This is a genomic window from Wenzhouxiangella sp. YN9, from assembly GCF_056324165.1.
Map to the genome: position 1 here is coordinate 1 of NZ_JBJNIP010000091.1, position 22,285 is coordinate 22,285.

Below are 22,285 nucleotides of genomic sequence, written 5' to 3' on the forward strand. Positions count from 1 at the left end.
CTCGTCCATGAATACTTTGACCTGTTGCTCGGTGGCCGCCATCCAAAACCCCTTTCCGGGTGCAGTGAACAAACGGCCAAGCTTAGTGGCAACCGGCCAAAATAGTTGTCGCCGACCGGCCAAAGTAATTGTCGTTCAATAATCCCCACGAACAGCCCTCCGATCACGATTCCGAGCATTCTGAACAGCGCGAGCATTGATCAATGCACGACCGGATGTGGGTTCATGCCGCACCGGAACCCTTGGCAACCCATGCCCGCAGCTCCTCCGAGCTGCTTGGCATCCGGACAATCCGCCACTGAATGTTCCGCGCCTTGCCGTTCCACTCGAGAATGTCGGCCTCTTCCAGCACCACGCCCAGGTAACTGGCCCCCTGGGCGTGCAGCGTGTCGCCGGGCTTCTGCTGGTGGATGGCGCCACCCAGACCGTAGCGTTCGGTACCGTGATAGAGCTTCTCGACGTTGTTGGCCAGCGGGAACCAGTTGTTTCGGAAGTGCGCGTGCAGCAGGCGAAGGACGAGCATGATCTCCTTCATGGAATAGTCGTGGCTGACGCCCGATTCGCTTTCGATCATGACGGCATCTCCCCGTACCGACCACTCGAACGCTCGCGTCCGACCACCGTGCGTCTCGGAAGGCCCATCCTCGTCCGGCGCCGAACGAGACCGCGCCTTATCGGTCGAGCCGGCGCCAGAGCGCAGGAAGCGAACGCCCCCGTTCTGCCCCAACCGCACCGAATCGACCCGAAACCCGGCATCCTGCCAGGCGCGGCTCTGGGGGCTCTTGTTGGCGCCATCATGATTGGCCCACCAGGGCCGATAGTCCCGAGCCGAGGCCGGCAACGGCGCACCCAGAATCCTCTCCAGCTCGGCAAACGACAGATTCACGGCATCCGGCGCGGATCTCAGGTAGTTGCCCAGAGGCGCATACTTGCCCTTGGCCGGACTGCGATCGACAGGTGCTCTTACCTTGCGCACGGGAGAAGGCCTATTCGGCGTCATGCGCCCCTCCGTTTTCGACTTCGGGATCTCCGCGGCCGCCATCGGTGCCCCGGACAGATGCTGGGTCTGCCACAAACCGCATTCCCTGATGGCGACGATCGGCGACTGATTGCCGAGCCACTTCCGCGATGGGTGGCACTCGGAGCAGTGCGCCACCGTACCGATCGAGCCCCGTTCCAGCCGCAGGCGTTCCTCCCGATCCGGTACCTCCAGCACGGCGAAATCGAAGCGATCGCGCATGTAGTCGCTCACCCGTGCCTCCACCTCGCCCAGTGCGGTCCGATCCAACTGCTCCCCGTAACGTTCCCGCGCCGCCCTGGAAGTCAGATCCCGGTTCCATTGCTCCAGCAGCGCACTCCCCTCGGCCGCGAGCATCGCCCGCCCGATGTTCTTGCGGAAGATGCTGCGGTCCTTGTTCTCGACCTCGAAATGCTCACGAAGCCGCTTCGGCAGATTGCCGTCACCGGTATGTGTGCCGATGCGCACGATGCGATCCCCGCCGTGAGCGCGCTCGCCCCGCTCGAAGAGGATGTAGAGCCCGTTGGCGGGAATGCGCGAGGCATCCAGCGGAAAGCGATGGCGCGGCAGCGAGTTGGCCAGATCATGCAGCGCCTGGCAGGCCCGGGCTGTGTCGTCGTCAGCGCCGGACGCCGGATCCCGATGGACCGCGTTCTGCAGCCAGCTCACCTGCTTACCGATCGGCAGACCGGCCAGCGGCACGTCGACATGAGACAGCCGCGACACCAGAAAGCGTCGATACTTCTCCCCGGCCAGAAACACGAAATGATCCTGAGCCGGATCGAATCGGCGCCCCATCTGCTCGAAAACCCGCTCTGCCCAGGCCCTTACCCGGTCGATTGGCAGCGCGTTCAGCGTCAGATCGTAGGGCTCGATCACCTGTTCGAGATCCACCAGCCCGTACTTGGCCGAAAGAATGCAGATCTCGTCGGGCTTCTGGGACTCTGCCCAGTCCAGAGAAGCCCGAAACAGCGTTCCCTCATATAGATCTCGGGCACGAACAGGCCTGTCCAGTTTCCGGCTGGAGCAGGCGATCAGGACGACAGTCTTCCCCTTGTTCGGCATGCCGCTCAGTCTAGCCGGGCAGGTGCACGGGCTCAATTGCCTGGCGGAGCGCCTGACTGAGGATCCGTCAGGCCGGGCGCGTCTCGGCAACCAACATGCGCGGAGAAACAGGGGCAATCTGCGAAATCGCTCACGGAATTCCCTCACTGACACCGGGTCACCCGGTCTATGATTCCACGGTAAGTGGCAGAGATGTGGGGAAACGATGGCCCGTCGGGAGCCCAGAAAATCACCGCTGAAATCCAAGCCGGTCCGCACACCCGGCCAGTCCCTGGACGAACAGCGAAGAGCGCTGTTCGACGACTATCTGCTCCTGCCAGCATTCTTAGTCGCTGGGGTGCTGATGGTCTGCATTGTTCAGTGGCACGCCCATCTAACTGGGCAGCCTCCTCAACCTTTGCTTTGGACAGGCGCCCTTGTCCTCGCCATCGGCTTCGTGATCTACCGACTTCTGAAGATCTTGCCGGTTGTTCGCAAACTACGCCAGGGCGCGGACGGTGAGCGGGCCGTTGGACAGTACCTCGAAGGACTGCGTGAGCAGGGCTACAAGGTATTCCATGACATTGTTGCAGATGGCTTCAACCTAGACCACGTGGCGATTGGTCCCGGCGGCGTGTTCACCATAGAAACCAAGACGTGGAGCAAGCCAGCCCGCGGCGAGGCGGTCATTCACTTCAACGGAACCGATATCCAGGCGCTGGACAGCGCGGCAGACCGCAGGCCGGTGATCCAGGCCAAGGCCCAAGCGGCCTGGCTGAAGGCGTTACTGGAGGAAAGCACCGGGGCTGCACCCGAAGTCCGCCCTGTCGTCGTCTTCCCGGGCTGGTATATCAAAGATTCCGCCAGCGCCCGCGCTAAGATCTGGGTGCTGAACCCCAAGGCCCTGCCCAAGTTTCTGATCAAGGCTACACCCAGGCTTGACGCCGAAACCGTGAATTTGCTGAGCTACCACCTCAGCAGATACATTCGTGCCCAGGAAGGAGAACTGGAACGGGAGCGCCGGTCGTTCTGGCGAGCAGCCCGCAAGCGGCCACTCCCCGAGTGAGACAGGCGCGACCGCGTGAGCCGTTCACTGCAAAGCGTACGGGGACGATGAGAAACAAGGGGCCATGAAGGGCGTATTCACCACAAGAGTCGTTCCGGAGTACGACGACCTTCCCGAGCGGCACTACCACTTTCCGCGCACCTATCTGCGCCAGGTGGAGCGCTGTGTGGGCGACTGGATCGTGTACTACGAGCCCCGCCGGTCGAGTGCAAATCAGCCGGGCGGCCGTCAGGTCTATTTCGCCACGGCCATGGTTACCGGCGTCCGCCAGGACCCACACCGGCCCAACCACTACTACGCTGACGTACAGGGCTACTTCGAGTTTCCCAACCCCGTCCCATTCCGTGACGGGCAGCACTACTATGAATCATTGCTCCGCCGCCCCGACGGCGCCACCAACAAGGGGGCGTTCGGCCGAGCTGTGCGAGGGCTACCGGACGAAGAATTCTGGGCCATTCTCCAAGCGGGAATCGCCTCGGACGTATTCGATGAGGAGGCCGACAACCTCGTTGCCCAGTCCCCGCCCGAGCGAACCACCGTCGAAACCTTCCTCAACCGAAACGTCCGCGACCCCTCATTCCGACGCCTGGTTCGCCAGGCCTACGACCTGCGCTGCGCCGTTTCGGGCCTCCGCTTGGTCAACGGCGGCGGCCGCCCCGAAGTGCAGGCCGCCCACATCATGCCGGTAGAGCACAACGGTCCGGACACCGTTCGGAACGGCATCGCGCTGTCTGGTACAGTTCACTGGATGTTCGACCGGGGGCTCATCAGTTTTGGCGACGATGGCAGTATTCTCACCTCCCCGCACGGCCTGCCGGACGACATGGACCGGCTGATTCGGCCCGAGCGGCGGCTGCTCACTCCCGACCGCCCGGCTTTCCGCCCGCATCCGGGCTACCTGGCGTGGCACCGCGACCATGTCTACAAGCGATAGGCGCTGGCTCCCATGAAGTTGATCGACAATATCAATGACTTGCTGGGTGATGATTTGAAGGGGGCGCTCACGAACGGCTCCAAATTGAAGATCGCCGCTTCCTGTTTTTCCATCTACGCCTTCGCAGAGCTGAAGGACCAGCTCGAATCTTTGGAGTGCCTGGAGTTCATCTTCACGTCCCCCACTTTCGTCCCTGATGAGGCAATTAAGGACACCGGTCGCAAGGTCCGCCGCGAGTTTCATATTCCGAAGGCGGAGCGGGAGCGCAGCTTCTACGGCAGCGAGTTCGAGATCCAGCTCAAGAACAGGTTGACCCAGCGTGCCATCGCCCGGGAGTGCGCGGACTGGATGCGGCGCAAGGCCGTTTTTCGCTCCAATCGCAGCAAAGCGCCGATGCAGCAGTTTGCTTGCGTTGAAACCGGCCAATCAAAAGCTGTCTACCAGCCCCTTCATGGCTTTACCGCCGTGGATCTGGGCTATCAACAAGGCGACGCGGTCTCGAACTTCGTCAATCGGTTTGACGACCCTGCCTACACGGCTAATTTCCTGCAATTGTTCGACCAGATCTGGAGCGACCCCGAAAAAATCGAGGATGTTACCGAGCGGCTTTGCGACCACATTGCCTCCGTGTACCAGGAGAATTCGCCCGAGCGAATCTACTTCCTGATGCTCTACAACATCTTCAACGAATTTCTGGAAGACATCAGCGAGGACGTGCTGCCCAACGACCGCACCGGCTATCAGGACAGCCTCATCTGGAACAAGCTCTACAGCTTTCAGCGGGACGGGGCCACGGGCATCATCAACAAGCTGGAAACCTACAACGGCTGCATCTTGGCCGACAGCGTGGGCCTGGGAAAAACGTTCACGGCGCTGGCGGTCATCAAGTACTACGAACTGCGCAATCGTTCTGTGCTGGTGCTCTGCCCCAAGAAGCTGGCGGACAACTGGCTCAACTACAACCGGAATCTCACTACCAATCCACTGGCGAAGGATCGCTTCAACTACGAGGTGCTCTGCCATACGGACCTTCAGCGCACCAGCGGAGAGTCCTTTGGCACCCGCCTGGATCGCGTCAACTGGGGTAATTATGATCTAGTCGTAATCGATGAATCACACAATTTCCGCAACAACGACGTCTTCAAGGATCGGGAGACCCGCTACCAAAAGTTGATGAACAAGGTAATCCGCGAAGGGGTCAAGACAAAGGTCCTGATGCTCTCCGCAACGCCGGTCAACAACCGGTTCACCGATTTGCGAAACCAGCTCGCGCTGGCCTATGAAGGCGAGTCCGATGCACTCAGCGCCAAGCTGCGCACCGAAACAGATATCGAAGAAATCTTCCGCCGCGCCCAGACCGCCTTTAACGCTTGGTCTCGGTTGCCACCGGATGAGCGCACGGCAGACGCCATTCTGGACGCGCTGGACTTTGATTTCTTCGAATTGCTGGACAGCGTTACCATTGCCCGCTCCAGGAAGCACATCGAGCAGTTCTACGACACGACAGAGATCGGCACCTTCCCGGAGCGCCGCAAACCGCTGGCTTTTCACCCGCCATTGACCGAGCGCCGGGACGTGATCGGGTTCAACGACATCTACGCCCAGCTCTCCATGGTTAAGCTCGCGGTCTATGCGCCGGTGAATTACATACTGCGCAGCCGGTTGGCCAAGTACGAGGCGCTATACGATACCGAGGTGTCCAGCGGTGGGGGGCGACTGAAACAGGCAGATCGGGAACGCAGCCTGCAAGCGTTGATGACCACCAACCTGCTCAAGCGCCTGGAAAGCTCGGTGGAAGCATTCCGTATCACCCTGCAAAAACTCCAGGACAACCACACCCGCACCTTGGAGAAAATCGCGACCTACAAGAAAACGGGCCGCGATATCGGTTTTGCGGATGTCACGGCCGGTTTTGCGGACGCGGAACCGGAGGACGAAGAACTCTTGATTGCAGACGATGATTCCATCGGCGGGAAGGTGCGCATCAGCCTGGCCGACATGGATCTTCCGTCCTGGGAGCGGGACCTTGAGGGGGATCTCGAAATTATTCAGGCGTTGCTGGCCGAGATGCGGAAAGTCACGCCGGATGACGACACCAAGCTGCAACACATCAAGGCACACATCAACGATAAGATCAACGCGCCAATTAATCCCGAAAATCGCAAAGTGGTCATCTTTACGGCTTTCGCAGATACCGCGTATTACCTGTATAGGAATCTGGTGCCCGAAATTCTCGAAACGCACTGCATGCACAGCGCCATCGTCACCGGCTCCGATGCGCCCAAGTCAACCCTCGGCAGGGGCTATGACTTTCAATCCCTGCTGACGCTATTCGCACCCAAAGCGAAGGACAAACACCATGTCCTGCCGGACGAGCCCAACGAGATCGACCTTCTGATCGCCACCGACTGCATTTCCGAAGGGCAAAACCTTCAGGACTGCGACTACCTGATCAACTACGACATTCATTGGAACCCGGTGCGCATCATCCAGCGCTTCGGGCGGATCGACCGTATCGGCTCCCCCAACGCCAGCATCCAGCTGGTCAACTACTGGCCCGACATCACCCTGGATGAGTACATCAACCTCAAGGAGCGGGTCGAAAGTCGCATGGTTATTGTCGATGCCACGGCGACGGGAGACGACAATCTGCTCGATACCGAAGCCAGTGAAATCGCCTACCGCAAGGAGCAGCTCCGCCGCCTGCAGGAAGAGGTGATCGACATGGAAGACGTCAAGACCGGCGTTTCCATCACCGACCTCGGGCTCAACGATTTCCGCATGGACCTGCTCAACTACATCAAATCCCATGGCGAGCTGGCCAATCTGCCCAGCGGACTGCACGCCGTGGTCCCGGCGGACCCCGATCGTGGCCTGGTGCCGGGGGTGATCTTCACCCTGCGCAACCGCAACCATGCGGTCAACATCCAGCAGCAGAACCGCTTGCACCCATTCTACCTGGTCTACATCGCCAATGACGGGGAGATCATCGCCAACCATACCGAAGTGAAATCTCTGCTGGACCTCGCCCGCGCCGCCTGCCGAGGGCGCGCCGAGCCGATCCAGGCAGTTTGCCAGCCCTTCAACAAGGCCACCGACGACGGCCGCAACATGGGCTTTTATTCCGACCTGCTGGACCAGGCCATCCGCAGCATCATTCAGGTGCAGGACGAAAAGGATCTGGACAGCCTATTCAGCGGCTCGCGCACCAGCGCACTCACCAGCCCAATTGCCGGGCTTGATGACTTCGAGCTGCTGTCTTTTGTAGTGGTCCAAAGAATTCATTGAATACGTGATGGATGAATACGGAAATAGGGAGAGAGAATGACAACCTTTGAAAGTACAAAATTGCCTTTGAAAAGTCTTTTGGAAGAGATCCTAAAAGGCGATATTCAGTTGCCGGACTTTCAGCGCGGATGGGTGTGGGATGACGACCACATTCGCGATCTGTTGGTTAGCATTGCTAGATCATTTCCTATTGGCGCCGTCATGCTGCTGGAGGCAGGTGGCGAGGTGCGGTTCGAGACAAGACCGGTAGAGGGCTTGGAAGGTCAAATACCGAAGGGGCAGGAGCCGGAGAAGTTGATCCTCGATGGTCAGCAACGCCTCACCACGCTCACCCAGGCTCTTGGGTTGGATGCGCCCGTAAGCACCACGACAGCCAAAGGTAAAAAGATCAAACGCTTCTATTACTTTGATATTCGCAAGGCGGTGGAAATGCCACATGCGTTAGATGAAGCAATAGTCGCTGTTGATGAAAATCGACAGATTCGCAGCAATTTTGGACGTGATGTGGATCTAGACTTATCAACCCGTGAGCTAGAGTGCCAGCAACTCTACTTCCCTTGCAACTGCATTTTTGATGCTGATGACTGGGAAACTGTGCTTCACGACGTTGCGCCCGAAAACTTCGGTGTTTATAAGGACTTTCGAAAGGAGGTTCTTCTTCGCTTTCGGGATTACGACCTTCCCGTCATTCTGTTGAAGAAAGACACATCAAAAGAAGCGGTTTGCCTGGTATTCGAAAAAGTAAACACGGGCGGTGTCCAGCTATCCGTCTTCGAGCTCATTACGGCCAGCTATGCCGCTGATGGCTACAACCTGCGTGATGACTGGTTCGGCTCGAAAGTTCGCAACGTCGAATCGCGCAAGGCACGGATTGAGCAGGACGGCTTGCTCAAAGGCACGGAAGCCACCGAATTTCTCCAGGCCATTAGCCTGCTGCATACCCATGAGCAGCGCCAGGCGGACGTCGCCGCAGGCAAAGCGGGCAAGCAGGTTCGGCCAGTTAGCGCCAAACGTGCGGATGTTCTCCAACTACCCCTATCGGCCTGGCAGCAGTGGGCGGACGATCTGGAGGCCGGGTTCAAGCTGGTCGGCCGATTCCTGCGCAAGGAGTGCTTCTATAGCCGTCGGGAGCTGCCTTACAGTACGCAACTGGTGCCCCTGGCTGCCGTGCTGGCCCGCCTGGGGGATCGCTGGCTGGAACCCCGCATCTACGACAAGCTGGCGCGCTGGTACTGGTGCGGGGTGCTGGGCGAACTCTACGGCGGAGCTGTGGAAACCCGCATGGCCAATGACTACGAAGAACTGCTGCGCTGGTTTGAAGAGGATGACGCGCTGCCACGGACCGTGCGCGATGCCAGTTTCCAGCCGGATCGATTCGATACGCTGCGTTCGCGCCTAAGCGCCGCCTACAAGGGCATCAATATTCTGGTGCTTCGCGAAGGCTCGAAGGACTGGTTCTGGAAGGCCACCATCCGTGAGCTGGACGCAAACGAGATTGCCCTGGACATCCACCATATTTTCCCGCGCAACTGGTGCGAGAATCAGGGTATTTCCAAGGATGAGTACGACAGCATCCTCAACAAGACGCCCATTTCCTACAAGGCCAATCGCAAGATCGGCGGCGATGCACCGTCCCAGTATCTACCGAAAATTCAGCAGGAAAAGCAGGTAGGCCTGGGCGACGACGAGATGGATGCCTTATTGACCAGCCATGCCATTGCCCCGAAATTACTCCGTGCCGACGAGTTCAAGCATTTTATCGAAGATCGCCGACGCCGCCTTGCCGCACTGATCGAAAAAGCCATGGGCAAGCAGGTCAACCAGGCTTCCGAGAAGGAAGAGTACGACACCGAAGCCTTGGAGCAGTTCGCCGAATGACTGAAGCGGGGCACCCAGCACTCATAGACTACCCCGAGCGCGCGCGAGTGGGCCGGGTGGTGCCCAAGAATCGCATCGTGGTGTCCGGTGCGCCGGGTCGGCGCGTGCGCGATCAGCTTACCACCCAGGTGGCCCGAATCACCTGGGAATACAAGCTGGCGCAGGAAACGCTAAATCTGAAAGGCAACAAGGCGGTGCCGGAGATTCAGATATTTCGTGTGGCGCTGAAGCCGGCCGGGGTGAGCGATGACTTGCCGGTTGAGGTATTGAAGTGCATCGACCGCGCCATCGGTTTTCCGTTGATCTTCGAGCTGACCAGCAGCCGCGAGGACGGCGCGCCGCGTGATGCCATTCGGGTAGTGGCCACCTACAAGCGGGCCAGCGAGGCCGATGCCAGCAAATGGGTGATCGACGACTACTTCGCCACCGACTGGCTGCCAGCGGATACACCCCGGGCACCACTGCCGGTGGCGCTGGATTTGCCGCGTCTTTATGAGCAACTACTGCGCGAGCTGCTCCCCATCCAGGCTCGCCCGGGCGAGTCCATGACGGCGCTAATGGCGCGTCACAGCCGCATCACCGCAAAGCAACGCGAGTGCCGGCGGCTGGAGGCCCGTATTCAGCGAGTAAAACAATTCAACCGCAAGGTCGAGCTTAACCGCCAGCTACGAACACTGAAGGCGGAACTCGATACCTTGCGAGAAACAACCATTGAAGGAAAAGAGCAACATGGCTGAAGAACCGACCCTCGACAAGTTGAAGATGCACAGCCCTGATCTGAGCCAGGACAACATTGCGAAGATTCGCGAGCTGTTCCCTGGCTGCGTGACCGAGGCGCGTGATGAGGCGACCGGCAAGCTGCGTCTGGCGGTGGACTTTGATCAGCTTCGACAGGAGTTGAGCGATTACTTGGTAGAGGGTGGGCAGGAGCGATACCTTCTGAATTGGCCCGGAAAGAAAGAAGCGCTCATTGTGTCAAACGCACCAGTGGGGAAAACGCTCCGGCCAGTGAAGAGCGAGAGCGTAAACTTCGGAGAAACCAAGAATCTGTTCATTGAGGGCGACAATGCAGACGCGTTGAAGCTGCTGCTTGAAACGTACCTTGGTGCAGTGAAGGTGATCTACATTGACCCGCCTTACAATACGGGAAATGATTTTGTTTATGATGATCGATTCACGCAAGGTTCGAACAAGTATCTTGAGGAGTCCCTTCAGCGTGACCCAGATGGCAATCGGCTGGTAGCAAATACAACTGCCAATGGCCGTTTCCATTCTGATTGGCTTTCGATGATGTATCCAAGGCTCCGTTTGGCGAAACATTTGCTGACGGAGGACGGTGTAATTGCAATAAGCATCGACGATGAAGAGGTAAGCAATCTGCGAAATATCTGCGACGAAATATTTGGTAGGGAGAATTTCATAGCCCAGTTTGTCTGGAAGTCCCGCGTCAGTGAAGATACACGAGCCACTACTGGCGTTTCGACTGACCATGAGTACATCGTCTGCTACGCTCGTAGCGACGCGGCGCGATTTCGTGGCGCCGAGAAGGACTTCGATAAGTTTTCCAACCCGGATAATGACCCGCGCGGACCTTGGCGATCAGCAGATTTGACCGGTCTCGCTACTAAAGAGGCGAGGCCGAACCTTCACTATGACCTTATCGATCCCGAGACAGGTATAAATTATGGCTGCCCTCCAAAAGGATGGCGCTATGAACCTGCGACAATGAATCTGAAGATCGAGGATGGCCGAATCCTTTTCCCATCGAGTGCTGGCGGGAGGCCGCGCCACAAGTTGTTCCTAAACGAGATTAAGAGCCTCTTTAAGAATATTTCGTCTGTGTTGAATGGCTTTAGTACTGCGGATGGAACCAGAGAGTTGAACGGGCTGATGGGGGGTGTTGCCTTCACGTTCCCAAAACCTTCGGCGCTAATTCAATTGTTCGTCGAGCAGCTGACGGAGAAGGGCGACACTATTTTGGATTTCTTTTCTGGATCAGGAACTACCGCAGAGTCGGTCTTTAAACAGTGCGCGGCAGATGGAATGTCGCGGAAATTTATTTTGGTCCAGCTACCGGAAGAGCTTGATCGTGAAAATTCTGCGCAAGGTGCTGCCGCCGAACTCTGTGACAAGCTCGGAGTATCGCGAAATATTGCCGAACTTTCGAAGGAACGCATCCGTCGCGCAGGCAAGAAAATACTGGAAGGTGAGTGCCACCCCGACTGGAACCGCGATGTCGGCTTCCGGGTGCTCAAGGTAGACACTTCGAACATGAAGGACATCTACTACCGCCCCGACGAGCTGAAACAGTCCGACCTGCTCGATATGGTCGATAACGTGAAGGAAGACCGCACCGCCGAGGACTTGCTGTTCCAAGTGCTGGTCGATTGGGGCGTGGACCTGACCCTGCCCATCCGCCGCGAGACCGTCCAGGGAAAGACTGTGTTTTTCGTCGACGACAACGCCCTGGTCGCCTGCTTCGACAAGGGCATCACGGAAGAGCTGGTGAAAGAGCTGGCCGGCCATCAGCCCCTGCGAGTCGTCTTCCGCGATAACGGTTTCGTCTCGGACGCAGTGAAAATCAACGTCGAGCAGGTCTTCCGCCAGCTTTCACCCACAACTGAAGTCAAGTCGATCTGACCATGACGGCAGATGATGCAACGCTATTGGCTCTTCTGGGGCAGCTGCTGGACGATTGGGAGAGCGAAGTTGTTGAATTCAAACGTGGCGGAGACGGGTTTTCCAGCAATGAGCTGGGTAAGTACGTCTCTGCGCTGTCCAATGAAGCAAATCTCAGAGGGCTTGAACGTGGCTGGCTCATTTTTGGCGTGGACAACAAGACCCGCCGGGTATGTGGGACGACGTATAAGCAGAACGCTGATCGTTTGCAGGCGGACAAGACAAGCGTTCTGGATGGCACGGGCAGTCTTACGTTCCGGGAAATATTCGAGCTCGAACATCCTGACGGTCGAGTCGTTCTCTTTGAGATCCCCGCTGCTCCACGCGGCATCGCGATTGGCTGGAACGGCCACTACTATGGAAGAGCGGGGGAAAGTTTGGTCGCGCTTGCCCAGGACAAGCTGGACGAGATCCGTTCCCAAACTCTTGCGTCAGACTGGACAGCACAAGTCGTGCCGGGTGCAACTCTGGAAGATCTCGACCAAGCTGCCTTGAGTGTGGCGCGCAAGCGATTTGCGGCCAAGCATGCCAATAGATTCGCCGCCGAAGAGATTGCGCATTGGGAGGATAGTCTCCTACTGGACCGAGCTAAGGTGACCCAGAATGGCCAAATTACCCGAACAACTCTTCTCCTCCTTGGCAAACCTGAGTCAGCCTGGCGTCTGAACCCTCACCCAGCCGAGATTACCTGGAAGCTCGATTCTGAGGAGCGGGCCTACGAGCATTTTGGGCCACCTTTTCTGTTGTCCACTTCGCAAGTCTACGGTCGCATTCGAAATGTGCAGCTCCGTGTGCTGCCCGAAAATGAGTTACTTGCGCACGAGGTGGCAAAATACGATCAGAAGGTCGTCCTGGAGGCTCTGCACAATTGCTTAGCCCACCAAGATTACACGCGAGCTGGCCGAATTGTGGTGATTGAGCGCCCGGATTGCCTAATCTTGGAAAGCGAGGGCGCCTTTTACGAAGGTGAGCCGGAAGATTATGTTCTTGAGCAGCGCGTTCCCCGGCGCTACCGGAACCCGTTCTTGGCCCAGGCTATGACCGAGCTCAACATGATCGACCACATGGGCTACGGAATTCTCGACATCTACCGCCGCCAGCGCCAACGGTTCTTTCCGCTACCAGATTACGATCTCGAAGAACCTGATCTGGTCAGACTCACGATTCACGGCAGGGTGGTCGATCCAGCTTATAGCCGAATGCTGATAGAGAAAACGGACTTGCCGCTGCCGGATGTATTGGCTCTTGACCGTGTGCAGAAGAAGCTCCAGATACCCGATGAGGCAATCACCCGCCTGAGGCGGGCAGGACTGATTGAGGGCAGAAAGCCGAATTTCCACGTGTCGGCTTTCGTCGCCAAAGCCACCTCCGGAAAAGCGGATTACATTCGTACCCGTGCCCAAGACGACGAGTTCTACGCCAAGCTGCTGACTGACTATCTTGAGAAGTTTGGGCAAGCCAGCAGAACTGAGGTTGATAAATTGCTCCTGGAGAAGCTCAGCGATGTCCTCACTCTGGATCAGAAAAAGTCAAAAATCAGCAACTTGCTGACGAAGATGAGACGTCAAGGCCGAATCGTAAATCATGGCCCGAAAACAAAACCAGTCTGGAAGCTTGCAGAATGAGACTCTGTCATTTCTGAGAAATTTAACTGAAAAAGGCCTATTTATCAGATATCTAATTCTTTCTGCAGATGCATGACCGATGAAGTTTGCAGAAAGAATGCAGAAAGAGAATGTGATGAAGTTCAAATTTAAGCTCCAGCCCTACCAGACCAATGCTGTCAACGATGTGGTCGATTGTTTCGCCGGCCAGCCCATGAGTTCGGGGCTGAGCTACCGTATCGACCCGGGCCGCGCGACGCAAGCCAGCGCCTTCGAGGAAGGGTTCAAGAATGCCGACATTGCGCTGTCGGAGGCACAGATCCTGGAAAACATCCAGAAGGTCCAGCGGCGGCAGAACCTGCCGGTATCGTCGTCATTGACCGACTTCACGACCTTCAATAAAAAGGGCGAGCGCGTAGCGGCGTCCGCGGCCTACAAGAAGGACGCACTGGCCGCCACCCGCGTTCATCTCGATATGGAGATGGAAACCGGCACGGGGAAGACCTACTGCTACATCAAGTCCATATTCGAGATGAACAAGCGCTATGGCTGGTCGAAATTCATCATCATCGTGCCTTCCATTGCCATTCGTGAAGGGGTGTACAAGTCTTTCCAGGTGACCGCGGACCACTTCACTGAGAGCTACGGCAAAAAGGCGCGGTTCTTCATTTATAACTCCAAGCGCCTGCACGAGGTGGAGAGCTTTTCCTCGGACGCCGGGATCAATGTGATGATCATGAACATCCAGGCGTTCAATGCGCGCGGCAAGGACAACCGCCGGATTTACGATGAACTGGACGATTTCCAGTCCCGCAAGCCGATTGACGTGATCGCCTCCAACCGCCCGATTCTCATTCTGGATGAGCCTCAGAAGATGGAGGGGAAGGCCACCATGGAGGCCCTGCCGAAATTCAAGCCGCTGTTCATCCTGCGCTACTCGGCCACGCACCGGACCCAGCATAACCGTGTCCACCGGCTGGACGCGCTCGACGCCTACAACCAGAAGCTGGTGAAGAAGATCGCCGTGCGGGGCATTCAGACCCGTGGCCTAGCCGGGACCAATGCCTATCTCTATCTGGAGGGAATCGACATATCGAAGCAGGCCCCAGTGGCCCGGATCGAGATGGAGGTGAAACTGAGGTCGGGAGAGATCAAACGGCAGCTGCGGCGGCTGACTTTCAGGGATGATCTGTTCGTCGAATCGGGGGAGCTGGATCAGTACCGGGGATTCACCATCAGCCAGATCGATGCAGTCAACGATACCGTGGAGTTCACGAATGGGGAGGTGTTAAAGGCCGGCGAGGCCAGCGGCGATGTCACCGAGCGCGACATCCGACGCATCCAGATCCGCGAGACCATCAAGGCGCACCTGGACAAGGAAAAGCAGCTTTTCGCCCAGGGAATTAAGGTGCTGTCGCTGTTCTTCATTGATGAAGTGGCGAAGTACCGCGACTACGAACAGGACGATGAGCAAGGCGAGTACGCACGGGTGTTCGAGGAAGAATACGCGTTGCTCCGGGATGAGTACCTGTCGGAGCTAGCGATCGACAACGAGGCGTATCGGAAATACCTGGACAAGATCGAGCCAGCCAAAACCCACAATGGCTACTTCTCGATCGACAAGAAAACAAACCGGCTCAAGGACCCTGCGGTTGGAAAAAAATCCATCGATTCCGATGATGTCGACGCCTACGACCTGATCCTGAAGGATAAGGAGAGACTGCTGGACTTTGACGAACCGACCCGGTTCATTTTCTCCCATTCCGCGCTGCGCGAGGGCTGGGATAATCCGAACGTGTTCGTCATGTGCATGCTCAAGCACAGCGACAACACCATTTCCCGCCGCCAGGAAGTTGGCCGGGGGCTGCGTCTGAGCGTCGATCAGCACGGTGATCGCATGGACCATCCTGCCGTTGTGCACGATATCAATGTGCTGACGGTGGTGGCGAGTGAAAGTTACCGCGACTTTGTGGCGGGCCTGCAGAAGGAAATTTCAGAAACTCTATCTTCGCGGCCGCGTCAGGCGACTGAAGCCTATTTCACTGGCAAGCTGCTCACCAGCGATGAGGGACCAGTGGAAGTCACCGCTGCCATGGCGAAACAGATCTATCGCTACCTGGTCAAGCACGATTACACCGACGACGCCGACCAGATCGCTGACGCCTATCACGACGCGAAGGCCGCCGGCTCCCTAGCCGCGTTACCTGAAGAGCTGAAGCCCTATGCGGAGCAGGTTTTTCAGTTGATCGACAGCGTCTTCAGCGACGCACAGCTCCCGAAGGTGGATGACGGCCGCAAGCCCAAGACCAACCCGCTCAATGCGAATTTTGAGAAGAAGGAGTTCCAGGAGCTGTGGGCTCGCATCAACCGTAAGGCTGTGTACCGGGTGGAATTTGATTCAGCGGAACTGATCAGGAAATGCGTCAGCGCGCTGGATAAGAACCTTCGTGTTACTCCGCTAAAGTACACCGTACAGCTCGGTATGCAGCAAAGCGCCTTGACCGACGGAGAGCTCCGCGAAGGCACTGGTTTTGCCTTGCAGGAAACCGCAACCGAGCACGGAGAGTCGATCCATTCGCTTGTGAAGTATGATCTTATCGGCAAGGTGGCGGAAAACGTCCGGCTCACCCGAGACACCACGGCGGCGATTTTCAGCCGGGTGCAAGCGGCTGTCTTCGAGCAGTTTCGGAAGAACCCGGAACACTTCATTGCGGAAGCCTCCCGCCTGATTGCCGAGCAGAAAGCCGCCATGGTCATCGAGCGCCTGGCTTACAACGAGGTTGATGATCGATACGACACCGACATTTTCACCGCCAACCAGACTGGCCAGGACTTCTCCCGCGCCACGGAAAAGCTCAAGAACCACGTCTACGATTACGCCATCACCGACTCTGATGTGGAGCGGGAATTCGTCAAAGAGCTGGACACAAGCAGCGAGGTGGTCGTCTACGCCAAGCTGCCCCGTGGCTTCTTGATCCCGACGCCAGTGGGCGACTACAACCCGGACTGGGCGATTTCCTTCAAGGCTGGCAGCGTCCGACACATCTACTTTGTGGCGGAAACCAAGGGCACGATGTCGTCGATGAAACTGCGTGAGGAAGAGAAGGCAAAGATCGAGTGCGCCCGAAAATTCTTTAAAAAAATCAGTCGACGTGTTGCCCAGGACCGTGTCGAATATGACATCGTTGACAGTTACTCCAAGCTGATGGACTTAGTTGGGCGCCCAAAAGCCAGGTTTTGAAGCGCGGCTTCGGGCCGTGTTTCGGCGCTTTTTCGAGGGCAAATGGCCAGACTCTGTCCCCTTGGTGGACACCCTGGCACCGAGTGACTTCGCCGTAGTGAAAGAGCGGGCCAGCCAGCATCGAGGGGATTGACGACCGTGTTCGTCTCGCACGAATGCTGGCCGAGGAGCGCCGGCACAAGCCGGGTCGATCCCGGGGCGGTTGGCTTCATGCAACCGACGAAATGAGGGGAACATGGCGGGTGGCGCCGGAATAGATGCTGGCGGCGCGCCATCGGCGGCCGCCAGGCTTGCCCGCAGCAAGGCGTTGTCGCCCTAGCGGCCCGAAAGGATTGGGTCCCGCTGATCGCTGTGCCGGAGCGGCGGTCCTGGCTACGTCTCCCTGAGCAGGATCTTCGCGGTGATGATCGCGGGGTTGTTCTCGTAGCCCATGTCGGCGAAACGCATGACCTGCTCGCGGATGTCCTCCGGAGACAGGAAGTACCAGCCGCGGGATTCCATGAACTCTCTGAGCTGCGCGGATTCCCGCCGGTGGACCTTGCCGGCGGCCAGCCCGAGCCGAAGGCTGGTCTGGTCCGAGATCATTCCCAGACTCAGCAATTCTAGCCGCAGGCGCTCGAGCACGACCTGGCGATAGTTCTCGCAGGTGAACAGCTTGTACTTGCCCTTCGGTTCGTCATGGGATTCGGTCAGGCTGTCCATGCTCACGCCGGGCGAGTCCAGGAAGGACTTGGCTTCCAGGACCAGCAGCTCCTCGGTTTCGCGCTTGTAGGCGAGGATGTCGATTTCCGGCCGCGGAATCGAATGACGCCCGACCTTGCGCTTCTCTTCCTTGGTCATCTCGACCTTGAAAGAGCGCCGTACCCAGTAGCCGGAAGCTTCCAGCAGGTCTGAAACGATCGTTTCGAAGTGGTCCATTCAGAGTTACCTCCTATCGATTGGAAAACCGGAGCCTGTCGCCGCGAATCTCCTGGTGCCGGGGCCTGTGGCCCGGCTGCTGTGGCGGCAATCTGACCAGATAGCGCTGGTCTCCGATCGCAGCGAGTATGGTGATTGTCTCTCCAGTGGCCTCGAGCACTGCGCGGCTGCCCTCCTGCATGGGGTGCTTCTCCTTAGATCAAGTGGAGGGCTATCCTGAAGTCGGACGGCGACAGATCGTGTCGTCAGCGCGACTTTTCAGCTTCCGGTTCAGTGTGGTTAGGTGCCAGCATGGGGAGTCAATGAGGCGCTGCCTGGACTCCGGCCCATACGACTCGGTGAAAAGTCAAAAAAGGGGGTTGTGGCGCTTGGTGCGTCCGAGCTCCTTGCCATTCTGTGGTCTTCGACAGGCTGGATCCTGCCTGGGGCTTCACGACGTAATCCTGCCCGATGGTCGCGGTGGCCTTGCTCGGATTGATCATGCTCTGCTCGATGGTCGGGGCATCTGGGTCGTTGAGACCAGAACCTTTACCGGCCGCATCTTCGGGCGTGTTGTGATGGCGAGCCGGCTCCTTTCAGGTCGGTTGAACGGATGCGGCCCGGAAGTTTTCAGCGCGCAGTGATGTTTCAGAACCCAGACGATAGGCAGCCAGCTTGTGGCCCCGGCCTGCGCTGTAGTCGACGCAGGCGGCGTTGGGGCGTTCGGGCTCGAGATCGCCTTTCTTCCAGTAGTGTCCGAAGAAAACCGGCGGCGCGTCCGTCGGGTAGCCGGGGTGGTCCGGGTTGCCGTAGGCCATCTCGGGGTCTATTCCCGACTGGGCTGGTGGAATCAGCAGGGCCTCGCCAAGCGTCTCGGGCGCAGGCTCCCACCACCGGATGCGTGCATGGCGCCTGACATGGTCGTCCTTGTCGCGGAAAGTGGCGCCGGCGGGAAGCGCGTACTCCGGACCCTTGAGCAGTTGTTCCACGGCCTGGTATTCGGGCTGGCCTTCACGCGCTGCGGCCGTCCAGCGGTGCTCGGGAATGAACCATTGCCGGCCGCGGCGCTGCAAGGCCGCAAGGCTTTCGGGATGCCAGCAGGCGTGCACGCATCGCCAGCCTTCGCCTTCGACCGCCAGCGGCAGGGTCTTGAACCAGGCAAGCATGTCGGCCTTGTCGCCGGGGCGGTTCTCGAGCTCTTTCAGCACTTTTTTGTGCTGCCCCCGGTTCTTTTCCGAGTGTTCGCGCAGATAATGACCCGGGCGATCCGGGTCTTCGCTGTGGAACTGGATGGCGTTGTATTCGTGGTTGCCCATCAGGCAAAGGGCGTCGCCCTGCTCGACCAGTTCGCGCACGATCTCGACGGCGCGCAGGTTCTCTGTACCGCCGTCGATCAGGTCGCCGGCGAACACCAGTGAAGCACCACCCGGGCCGCGAAGCCGCCCGTCCCGCGTCTTCCAGCCCAGCTTGTCAAGCAGCCGCAGCAGGGTCGACGCCTGACCATGGATGTCGCCGATGAAGATGGTTTCGGGAAGTTGTCTGCGTTGCATATATCAGTATCCGGGTGTTGAACTTTTCAAGTCTGACGAAGGCCGGTCCGGCCGGTTGCCGGGATGCTACTCGACAGGGGTCACGGCAATCCCGGTATCCAGATAATCTTGGTAGAGTCGGCAGTGGCGTTTCATCTCTCGCTCGGCCGTCGGGCCGCCGATATCATTGTGCGCCCGGCGCCAGTCCGAACAATTCTTGCTCAGCCATTTTCCCTGGTTGGTGTTGGCGCGCTGCTCGCGCAGGGCCAGGCGCTTGCGCTCGGCTTGCTTTCGGCGTTTTTCAGCTGCCGCCTGTCGTCGAGCTGCGCTTTCGCGGGCTTGCTTCTCCAGCGACCGCGTAGCCGCCTGGGTGGACTCTTCAAGGCCGGTGACTATTTCATTCAGGGCCTGTACGGCGCGATAGCTGAAGTACTTCTGAATGGCCCACTCGATGAAGATCACCGAGCAGACGAACATCACGGCGAAGGCGGCCAGGCGCAATGTCGGGTCAAGGCCATCGCGTGGCGGAAGCCATGAATCATCGGTGTCTTCCGCAGGTGACTGGTGCTCGGAGTCGGAAAAGACCGGCTCCTTTCTGACTTTCTTGTTGGACATATCCCCTCTATCGAATGCCCACCCACACCATAAGGATTATGCCACCCCCCCGAAGATGAAGTGGCTGTGCGCCCCAACGGCGGCCGCCTGGAGTACAAGACGTGGCGTTGACACCTGCCTTTTCTCGCCAGTCCAACCGATTCATGGGCAGGTTTCTGTACACCATGTTGGCACGACACCGGTCTGCGTCGGTGTGGCCAGCGGTTGAGCCGCGGGTGCTGGCTTCTCCATCAGGTGTGGGTGGTAGGCTGTCTGTATGTACAACATTCACACCATCGATACCCATTATCTCGACCGGTCCGAGCTGGCCGCCGCCTATCTGATTATCGAGGGCGATCGCGCTGCCTTCGTGGACAACAACACCAATAACGCGGTGCCGCGGCTGCTGGCCGCGCTCGAGAAACAGGGGCTCACGCCCGAGCAGGTGGACTACCTGATCATCACGCACGTGCACCTCGATCACGCCGGGGGCACCTCGAAGCTGGCGGAGGCCTGTCCGAATGCGACCGTCATTGCCCATCCGCGCGCCGCGCCGCACGTGATCGACCCTTCGAAGCTGGTCGCCAGTGCCTCGGCGGTCTATGGCGAAGCGGAGTTCGAGCGCCTCTACGGCCGCATCGAGCCGGTGGCCGAGGCGCGGGTAAAGGTGATGGAAGATGACGAGACGCTGCGCTTCGGCGGCCGCGAGCTGCGTTTTCTGCACACCCGCGGCCACGCCAATCACCACTTCTGCATCAAGGACAGCGCTTCGGGCGCCATCTTTGCCGGCGACGCCTTCGGATTGATCTACCCGGCCCTGCAGGCCGAGGGCACTTTCGCCTTTCCGTCGACCAGCCCGACCGATTTCGAGCCCGATCTGGCGCGTGATTCGATCCGCCGGCTGGTCGAGGAAAAGCCCAGCCGCCTGTATCTGACCCATTTCGGCGCCGTGACCGACGTCGATACTGCCGCCGGCCAGCTCACCCGCCATCTGGACTTTGCCGAGCGCCTGCGCGACGACGCCGAGGCCAGCGACCTGCCCGACGAGGCGCTGACCGACTACTGCCTGCCTCGCGTCTACGACTATTTTGCCGGCCTGCTCGACGGTCGCGGCCAGCTCGGCCAGGATGCCGATATCTGGTCGCTGCTGAAGATGGACCTCGACCTCAACGCCCAGGGCATCGCCTTTGCCGCCAACAAGCGCCGGCGCAAGGCGCGGGCCGCCGGGAGCTGAGTGCGAGACGGTGACCCGAAGTGGACGAAGTAGCTACAATAGTCACATGAAAGAGATCAGTGCACGCGATGCCAAGAACAAGTTCGGGCAGCTGCTTGAGTCGGCTCAGCTCTCTCCCGTTCGCGTGACCCGGCGCGGGCGGCCCGCCGGGGTGTTGATGTCCGAAGAACAGTATCAGCGCTTGCGGGGCCTGGCCTGGGATCGTCTGGCAGCCACCGTGGAGGCCATGCGCGAGGAGGCTTCTTCCAACGAGCTGACCGAGGCGAAGCTGGCAGAACTGCTCGCCGATGACCGTTGACCGGCTGGTGCTCGACAGCAATGTCCTGATCAGCGCCGCGTTGTCGCCTGTCGGCACACCAGCGCGCCTGTTTGATTACATTTGCGAGCACCGGGCGATTCTCCTTTTCTCCAAAGCCACGCGAGCCGAGCTTTGCACCCGCTTGATGCGCTCTCGATTTGATCGCTATGTCAGCCGGGCGGGCCGAGCCCGATTTCTGGCCGAGATCGACGCGGTTTCGGCGCTGGTCGGCATTTCAGGTGGCGTCATGGGTTGCAGAGATCGTGATGATGACAAGGTACTGGAAACCGCGCTGAATGGCGGCGCCCGCATGGTTGTCAGCGGCGATCAGGATTTGCTGGTGCTTGATCCGTGGCGAGGCATTCCCGTACTTGACCCCGGTTGTGCCCTGGAGTCGCTGGCCTGCTGACCCGCCGAGAAAGCGATTGGTCTCCGGGCCGCTTCAGCTCCCGGCGATGCGCAACTGAGTCCGGATGATCTGCTCCGGCTGCTGCAGCATCGGCAGGTCGCCGTGCTCTTCTTCCAGGTCTTGCCGGACTTCGGACAACACATTCCGGATCGCCTCGACCAGGCGGCTGATTTCCCTCGCCCCGAAGCGGGGCCGCATTCCGACCGACTCGGCCAGCGCGCGCCAGTGTTCGGCGCCGATACGGCCTGGATCGGCTTCGCCGCCGACGTTCATGGCCAGGCGGCGATCCGGGCCGGGCCGGGTGATTGTGAGCGCGGGATCAGATAGCAGTCCAGGCCCAGAAGTCGGGCAACTCCAGGGCCTTGCCCAGTTCGGCCGTGGCCTTGCCGCGCTCCAGCTCGGACAGAAAGCGCATACCCAGTCCGCTCAGGCCCGAGAGCTGTTCGAGCGTCAATTCCTGTGACTTGCGCTGCGCGCGCAGGGCGGCCCCCAGCTCGGTGGCCGTGTGCAGGGGAAGATACTGGCGGTGGGCGCTCATTGATTTTACCGCTCGGGACAAGTCGATTGCGTCT

19 protein-coding genes are annotated in these 22,285 nt (G+C 59.0%); 12 read left to right on the plus strand and 7 right to left on the minus strand.

Annotated elements, in window-relative coordinates; genetic code table 11:
- Both ACEWQ0_RS07260 and ACEWQ0_RS07265 read right to left on the minus strand, forming a co-directional pair.
- Window positions 1-197 (minus strand): hypothetical protein (locus ACEWQ0_RS07260; RefSeq protein WP_476484945.1); only part of this gene is annotated, 197 nt, incomplete at its 3' end.
- 26 nt (window positions 198-223) lie between these two features.
- Window positions 224-2,083: a DUF6884 domain-containing protein gene (locus tag ACEWQ0_RS07265; RefSeq protein ID WP_476484946.1), complete on the minus strand. Its 1,860-nt coding sequence runs from the start codon at window positions 2,081-2,083 to the stop codon at window positions 224-226.
- 205 nt (window positions 2,084-2,288) lie between these two features.
- On the opposite strand from ACEWQ0_RS07265, the gene ACEWQ0_RS07270 reads away from it, so the two are divergent.
- The 8 genes from ACEWQ0_RS07270 (at window position 2,289) to ACEWQ0_RS07305 (ending at window position 16,752) form a co-directional block, all read left to right on the plus strand.
- Window positions 2,289-3,128, plus strand: a complete 840-nt coding sequence (locus ACEWQ0_RS07270; protein WP_476484947.1) for a nuclease-related domain-containing protein — start codon at window positions 2,289-2,291, stop codon at window positions 3,126-3,128.
- 64 nt (window positions 3,129-3,192) lie between these two features.
- Window positions 3,193-4,062 (plus strand): HNH endonuclease, encoded by an 870-nt coding sequence (locus ACEWQ0_RS07275; RefSeq protein ID WP_476484948.1) that lies wholly within the window; start codon window positions 3,193-3,195, stop codon window positions 4,060-4,062.
- 12 nt (window positions 4,063-4,074) lie between these two features.
- Window positions 4,075-7,350 carry a helicase-related protein gene (locus tag ACEWQ0_RS07280; RefSeq protein WP_476484949.1) on the plus strand — a complete coding sequence of 1,092 codons (3,276 nt, stop codon included), beginning with the start codon at window positions 4,075-4,077 and terminating at the stop codon, window positions 7,348-7,350.
- A 36-nt stretch (window positions 7,351-7,386) separates the two neighbouring features.
- The gene (locus tag ACEWQ0_RS07285) at window positions 7,387-9,228 is read left to right on the plus strand and encodes a GmrSD restriction endonuclease domain-containing protein (RefSeq protein WP_476484950.1); all 1,842 of its coding nucleotides are present in this window, start codon (window positions 7,387-7,389) and stop codon (window positions 9,226-9,228) included.
- Complete coding sequence (locus ACEWQ0_RS07290) at window positions 9,225-9,965, plus strand: DUF4391 domain-containing protein (RefSeq protein ID WP_476484951.1); 741 nt, start codon at window positions 9,225-9,227, stop codon at window positions 9,963-9,965. Before ACEWQ0_RS07285 ends, ACEWQ0_RS07290 begins: the two co-directional genes overlap by 4 nt.
- Window positions 9,958-11,868, plus strand: coding sequence for a site-specific DNA-methyltransferase (locus ACEWQ0_RS07295; RefSeq protein ID WP_476484952.1), 1,911 nt, complete (start codon window positions 9,958-9,960; stop codon window positions 11,866-11,868). The genes ACEWQ0_RS07290 and ACEWQ0_RS07295 overlap by 8 nt, the downstream gene beginning before the upstream one ends.
- Window positions 11,869-11,870: 2 nt before the next feature.
- A complete protein-coding gene (locus tag ACEWQ0_RS07300; RefSeq protein ID WP_476484953.1) occupies window positions 11,871-13,532 on the plus strand; it encodes an RNA-binding domain-containing protein in 1,662 nt (553 codons plus the stop codon).
- Window positions 13,533-13,647: 115 nt separating this feature from the next.
- Window positions 13,648-16,752: a type III restriction-modification system endonuclease gene (locus ACEWQ0_RS07305; RefSeq protein WP_476484954.1), complete on the plus strand. Its 3,105-nt coding sequence runs from the start codon at window positions 13,648-13,650 to the stop codon at window positions 16,750-16,752.
- A gap of 372 nt (window positions 16,753-17,124) precedes the next feature.
- On the opposite strand, the gene ACEWQ0_RS07310 is transcribed toward ACEWQ0_RS07305, so the two are convergent.
- The gene (locus tag ACEWQ0_RS07310) at window positions 17,125-17,670 is read right to left on the minus strand and encodes a hypothetical protein (protein ID WP_476484955.1); all 546 of its coding nucleotides are present in this window, start codon (window positions 17,668-17,670) and stop codon (window positions 17,125-17,127) included.
- 302 nt (window positions 17,671-17,972) lie between these two features.
- Between ACEWQ0_RS07310 and ACEWQ0_RS07315 the strand changes: the two genes are divergently transcribed.
- Window positions 17,973-18,293, plus strand: coding sequence for a nuclease-related domain-containing protein (locus ACEWQ0_RS07315; protein WP_476484956.1), 321 nt, complete (start codon window positions 17,973-17,975; stop codon window positions 18,291-18,293).
- Here the strand turns inward: ACEWQ0_RS07315 and ACEWQ0_RS07320 are convergent.
- Together ACEWQ0_RS07320 and ACEWQ0_RS07325 are read right to left on the minus strand one after the other, a co-directional pair.
- A complete protein-coding gene (locus ACEWQ0_RS07320) occupies window positions 18,246-19,199 on the minus strand; it encodes a metallophosphoesterase (RefSeq protein WP_476484957.1) in 954 nt (317 codons plus the stop codon). The genes ACEWQ0_RS07315 and ACEWQ0_RS07320 overlap by 48 nt on opposite strands.
- Before the next feature lie 66 nt (window positions 19,200-19,265).
- Entirely contained in the window at window positions 19,266-19,793 is a 528-nt protein-coding gene (locus tag ACEWQ0_RS07325; RefSeq protein ID WP_476484958.1) for a hypothetical protein, read from the minus strand.
- 256 nt (window positions 19,794-20,049) lie between these two features.
- Between ACEWQ0_RS07325 and ACEWQ0_RS07330 the strand changes: the two genes are divergently transcribed.
- The 3 genes from ACEWQ0_RS07330 to ACEWQ0_RS07340 are packed head-to-tail and all read left to right on the plus strand — an operon-like array spanning window position 20,050 to window position 21,713.
- Window positions 20,050-21,006 carry an MBL fold metallo-hydrolase gene (locus ACEWQ0_RS07330; RefSeq protein ID WP_476484959.1) on the plus strand — a complete coding sequence of 319 codons (957 nt, stop codon included), beginning with the start codon at window positions 20,050-20,052 and terminating at the stop codon, window positions 21,004-21,006.
- Between the two features lie 46 nt (window positions 21,007-21,052).
- Window positions 21,053-21,304, plus strand: a complete 252-nt coding sequence (locus tag ACEWQ0_RS07335) for a type II toxin-antitoxin system Phd/YefM family antitoxin (RefSeq protein ID WP_476484960.1) — start codon at window positions 21,053-21,055, stop codon at window positions 21,302-21,304.
- Complete coding sequence (locus ACEWQ0_RS07340; RefSeq protein WP_476484961.1) at window positions 21,294-21,713, plus strand: putative toxin-antitoxin system toxin component, PIN family; 420 nt, start codon at window positions 21,294-21,296, stop codon at window positions 21,711-21,713. Before ACEWQ0_RS07335 ends, ACEWQ0_RS07340 begins: the two co-directional genes overlap by 11 nt.
- A gap of 33 nt (window positions 21,714-21,746) precedes the next feature.
- Here the strand turns inward: ACEWQ0_RS07340 and ACEWQ0_RS07345 are convergent, their stop codons facing one another.
- On the minus strand, window positions 21,747-21,986 hold the full coding sequence (locus tag ACEWQ0_RS07345) for a hypothetical protein (protein ID WP_476484962.1): 240 nt from the start codon (window positions 21,984-21,986) through the stop codon (window positions 21,747-21,749).
- A gap of 46 nt (window positions 21,987-22,032) precedes the next feature.
- Window positions 22,033-22,251 (minus strand): helix-turn-helix domain-containing protein, encoded by a 219-nt coding sequence (locus tag ACEWQ0_RS07350; protein WP_476484963.1) that lies wholly within the window; start codon window positions 22,249-22,251, stop codon window positions 22,033-22,035.
- Between the last annotated feature and the right edge of the window lie 34 nt (window positions 22,252-22,285).

Excerpts from the sequence above, each read along its gene's own strand:
- ACEWQ0_RS07265 (WP_476484946.1), bottom strand. The coding sequence starts at position 2,083 with ATGCCGAACAAGGGGAAGACTGTCGTCCTGATCGCCTGCTCCAGCCGG.
- ACEWQ0_RS07270 (WP_476484947.1), top strand. The coding sequence starts at position 2,289 with ATGGCCCGTCGGGAGCCCAGAAAATCACCGCTGAAATCCAAGCCGGTC.
- ACEWQ0_RS07275 (WP_476484948.1), top strand. The coding sequence starts at position 3,193 with ATGAAGGGCGTATTCACCACAAGAGTCGTTCCGGAGTACGACGACCTT.
- ACEWQ0_RS07280 (WP_476484949.1), top strand. The coding sequence starts at position 4,075 with ATGAAGTTGATCGACAATATCAATGACTTGCTGGGTGATGATTTGAAG.
- ACEWQ0_RS07285 (WP_476484950.1), top strand. The coding sequence starts at position 7,387 with ATGACAACCTTTGAAAGTACAAAATTGCCTTTGAAAAGTCTTTTGGAA.
- ACEWQ0_RS07290 (WP_476484951.1), top strand. The coding sequence starts at position 9,225 with ATGACTGAAGCGGGGCACCCAGCACTCATAGACTACCCCGAGCGCGCG.
- ACEWQ0_RS07295 (WP_476484952.1), top strand. The coding sequence starts at position 9,958 with ATGGCTGAAGAACCGACCCTCGACAAGTTGAAGATGCACAGCCCTGAT.
- ACEWQ0_RS07300 (WP_476484953.1), top strand. The coding sequence starts at position 11,871 with ATGACGGCAGATGATGCAACGCTATTGGCTCTTCTGGGGCAGCTGCTG.
- ACEWQ0_RS07305 (WP_476484954.1), top strand. The coding sequence starts at position 13,648 with ATGAAGTTCAAATTTAAGCTCCAGCCCTACCAGACCAATGCTGTCAAC.
- ACEWQ0_RS07310 (WP_476484955.1), bottom strand. The coding sequence starts at position 17,670 with ATGGACCACTTCGAAACGATCGTTTCAGACCTGCTGGAAGCTTCCGGC.
- ACEWQ0_RS07315 (WP_476484956.1), top strand. The coding sequence starts at position 17,973 with ATGAGGCGCTGCCTGGACTCCGGCCCATACGACTCGGTGAAAAGTCAA.
- ACEWQ0_RS07320 (WP_476484957.1), bottom strand. The coding sequence starts at position 19,199 with ATGCAACGCAGACAACTTCCCGAAACCATCTTCATCGGCGACATCCAT.
- ACEWQ0_RS07325 (WP_476484958.1), bottom strand. The coding sequence starts at position 19,793 with ATGTCCAACAAGAAAGTCAGAAAGGAGCCGGTCTTTTCCGACTCCGAG.
- ACEWQ0_RS07330 (WP_476484959.1), top strand. The coding sequence starts at position 20,050 with ATGTACAACATTCACACCATCGATACCCATTATCTCGACCGGTCCGAG.
- ACEWQ0_RS07335 (WP_476484960.1), top strand. The coding sequence starts at position 21,053 with ATGAAAGAGATCAGTGCACGCGATGCCAAGAACAAGTTCGGGCAGCTG.
- ACEWQ0_RS07340 (WP_476484961.1), top strand. The coding sequence starts at position 21,294 with ATGACCGTTGACCGGCTGGTGCTCGACAGCAATGTCCTGATCAGCGCC.
- ACEWQ0_RS07345 (WP_476484962.1), bottom strand. The coding sequence starts at position 21,986 with ATGAACGTCGGCGGCGAAGCCGATCCAGGCCGTATCGGCGCCGAACAC.
- ACEWQ0_RS07350 (WP_476484963.1), bottom strand. The coding sequence starts at position 22,251 with ATGAGCGCCCACCGCCAGTATCTTCCCCTGCACACGGCCACCGAGCTG.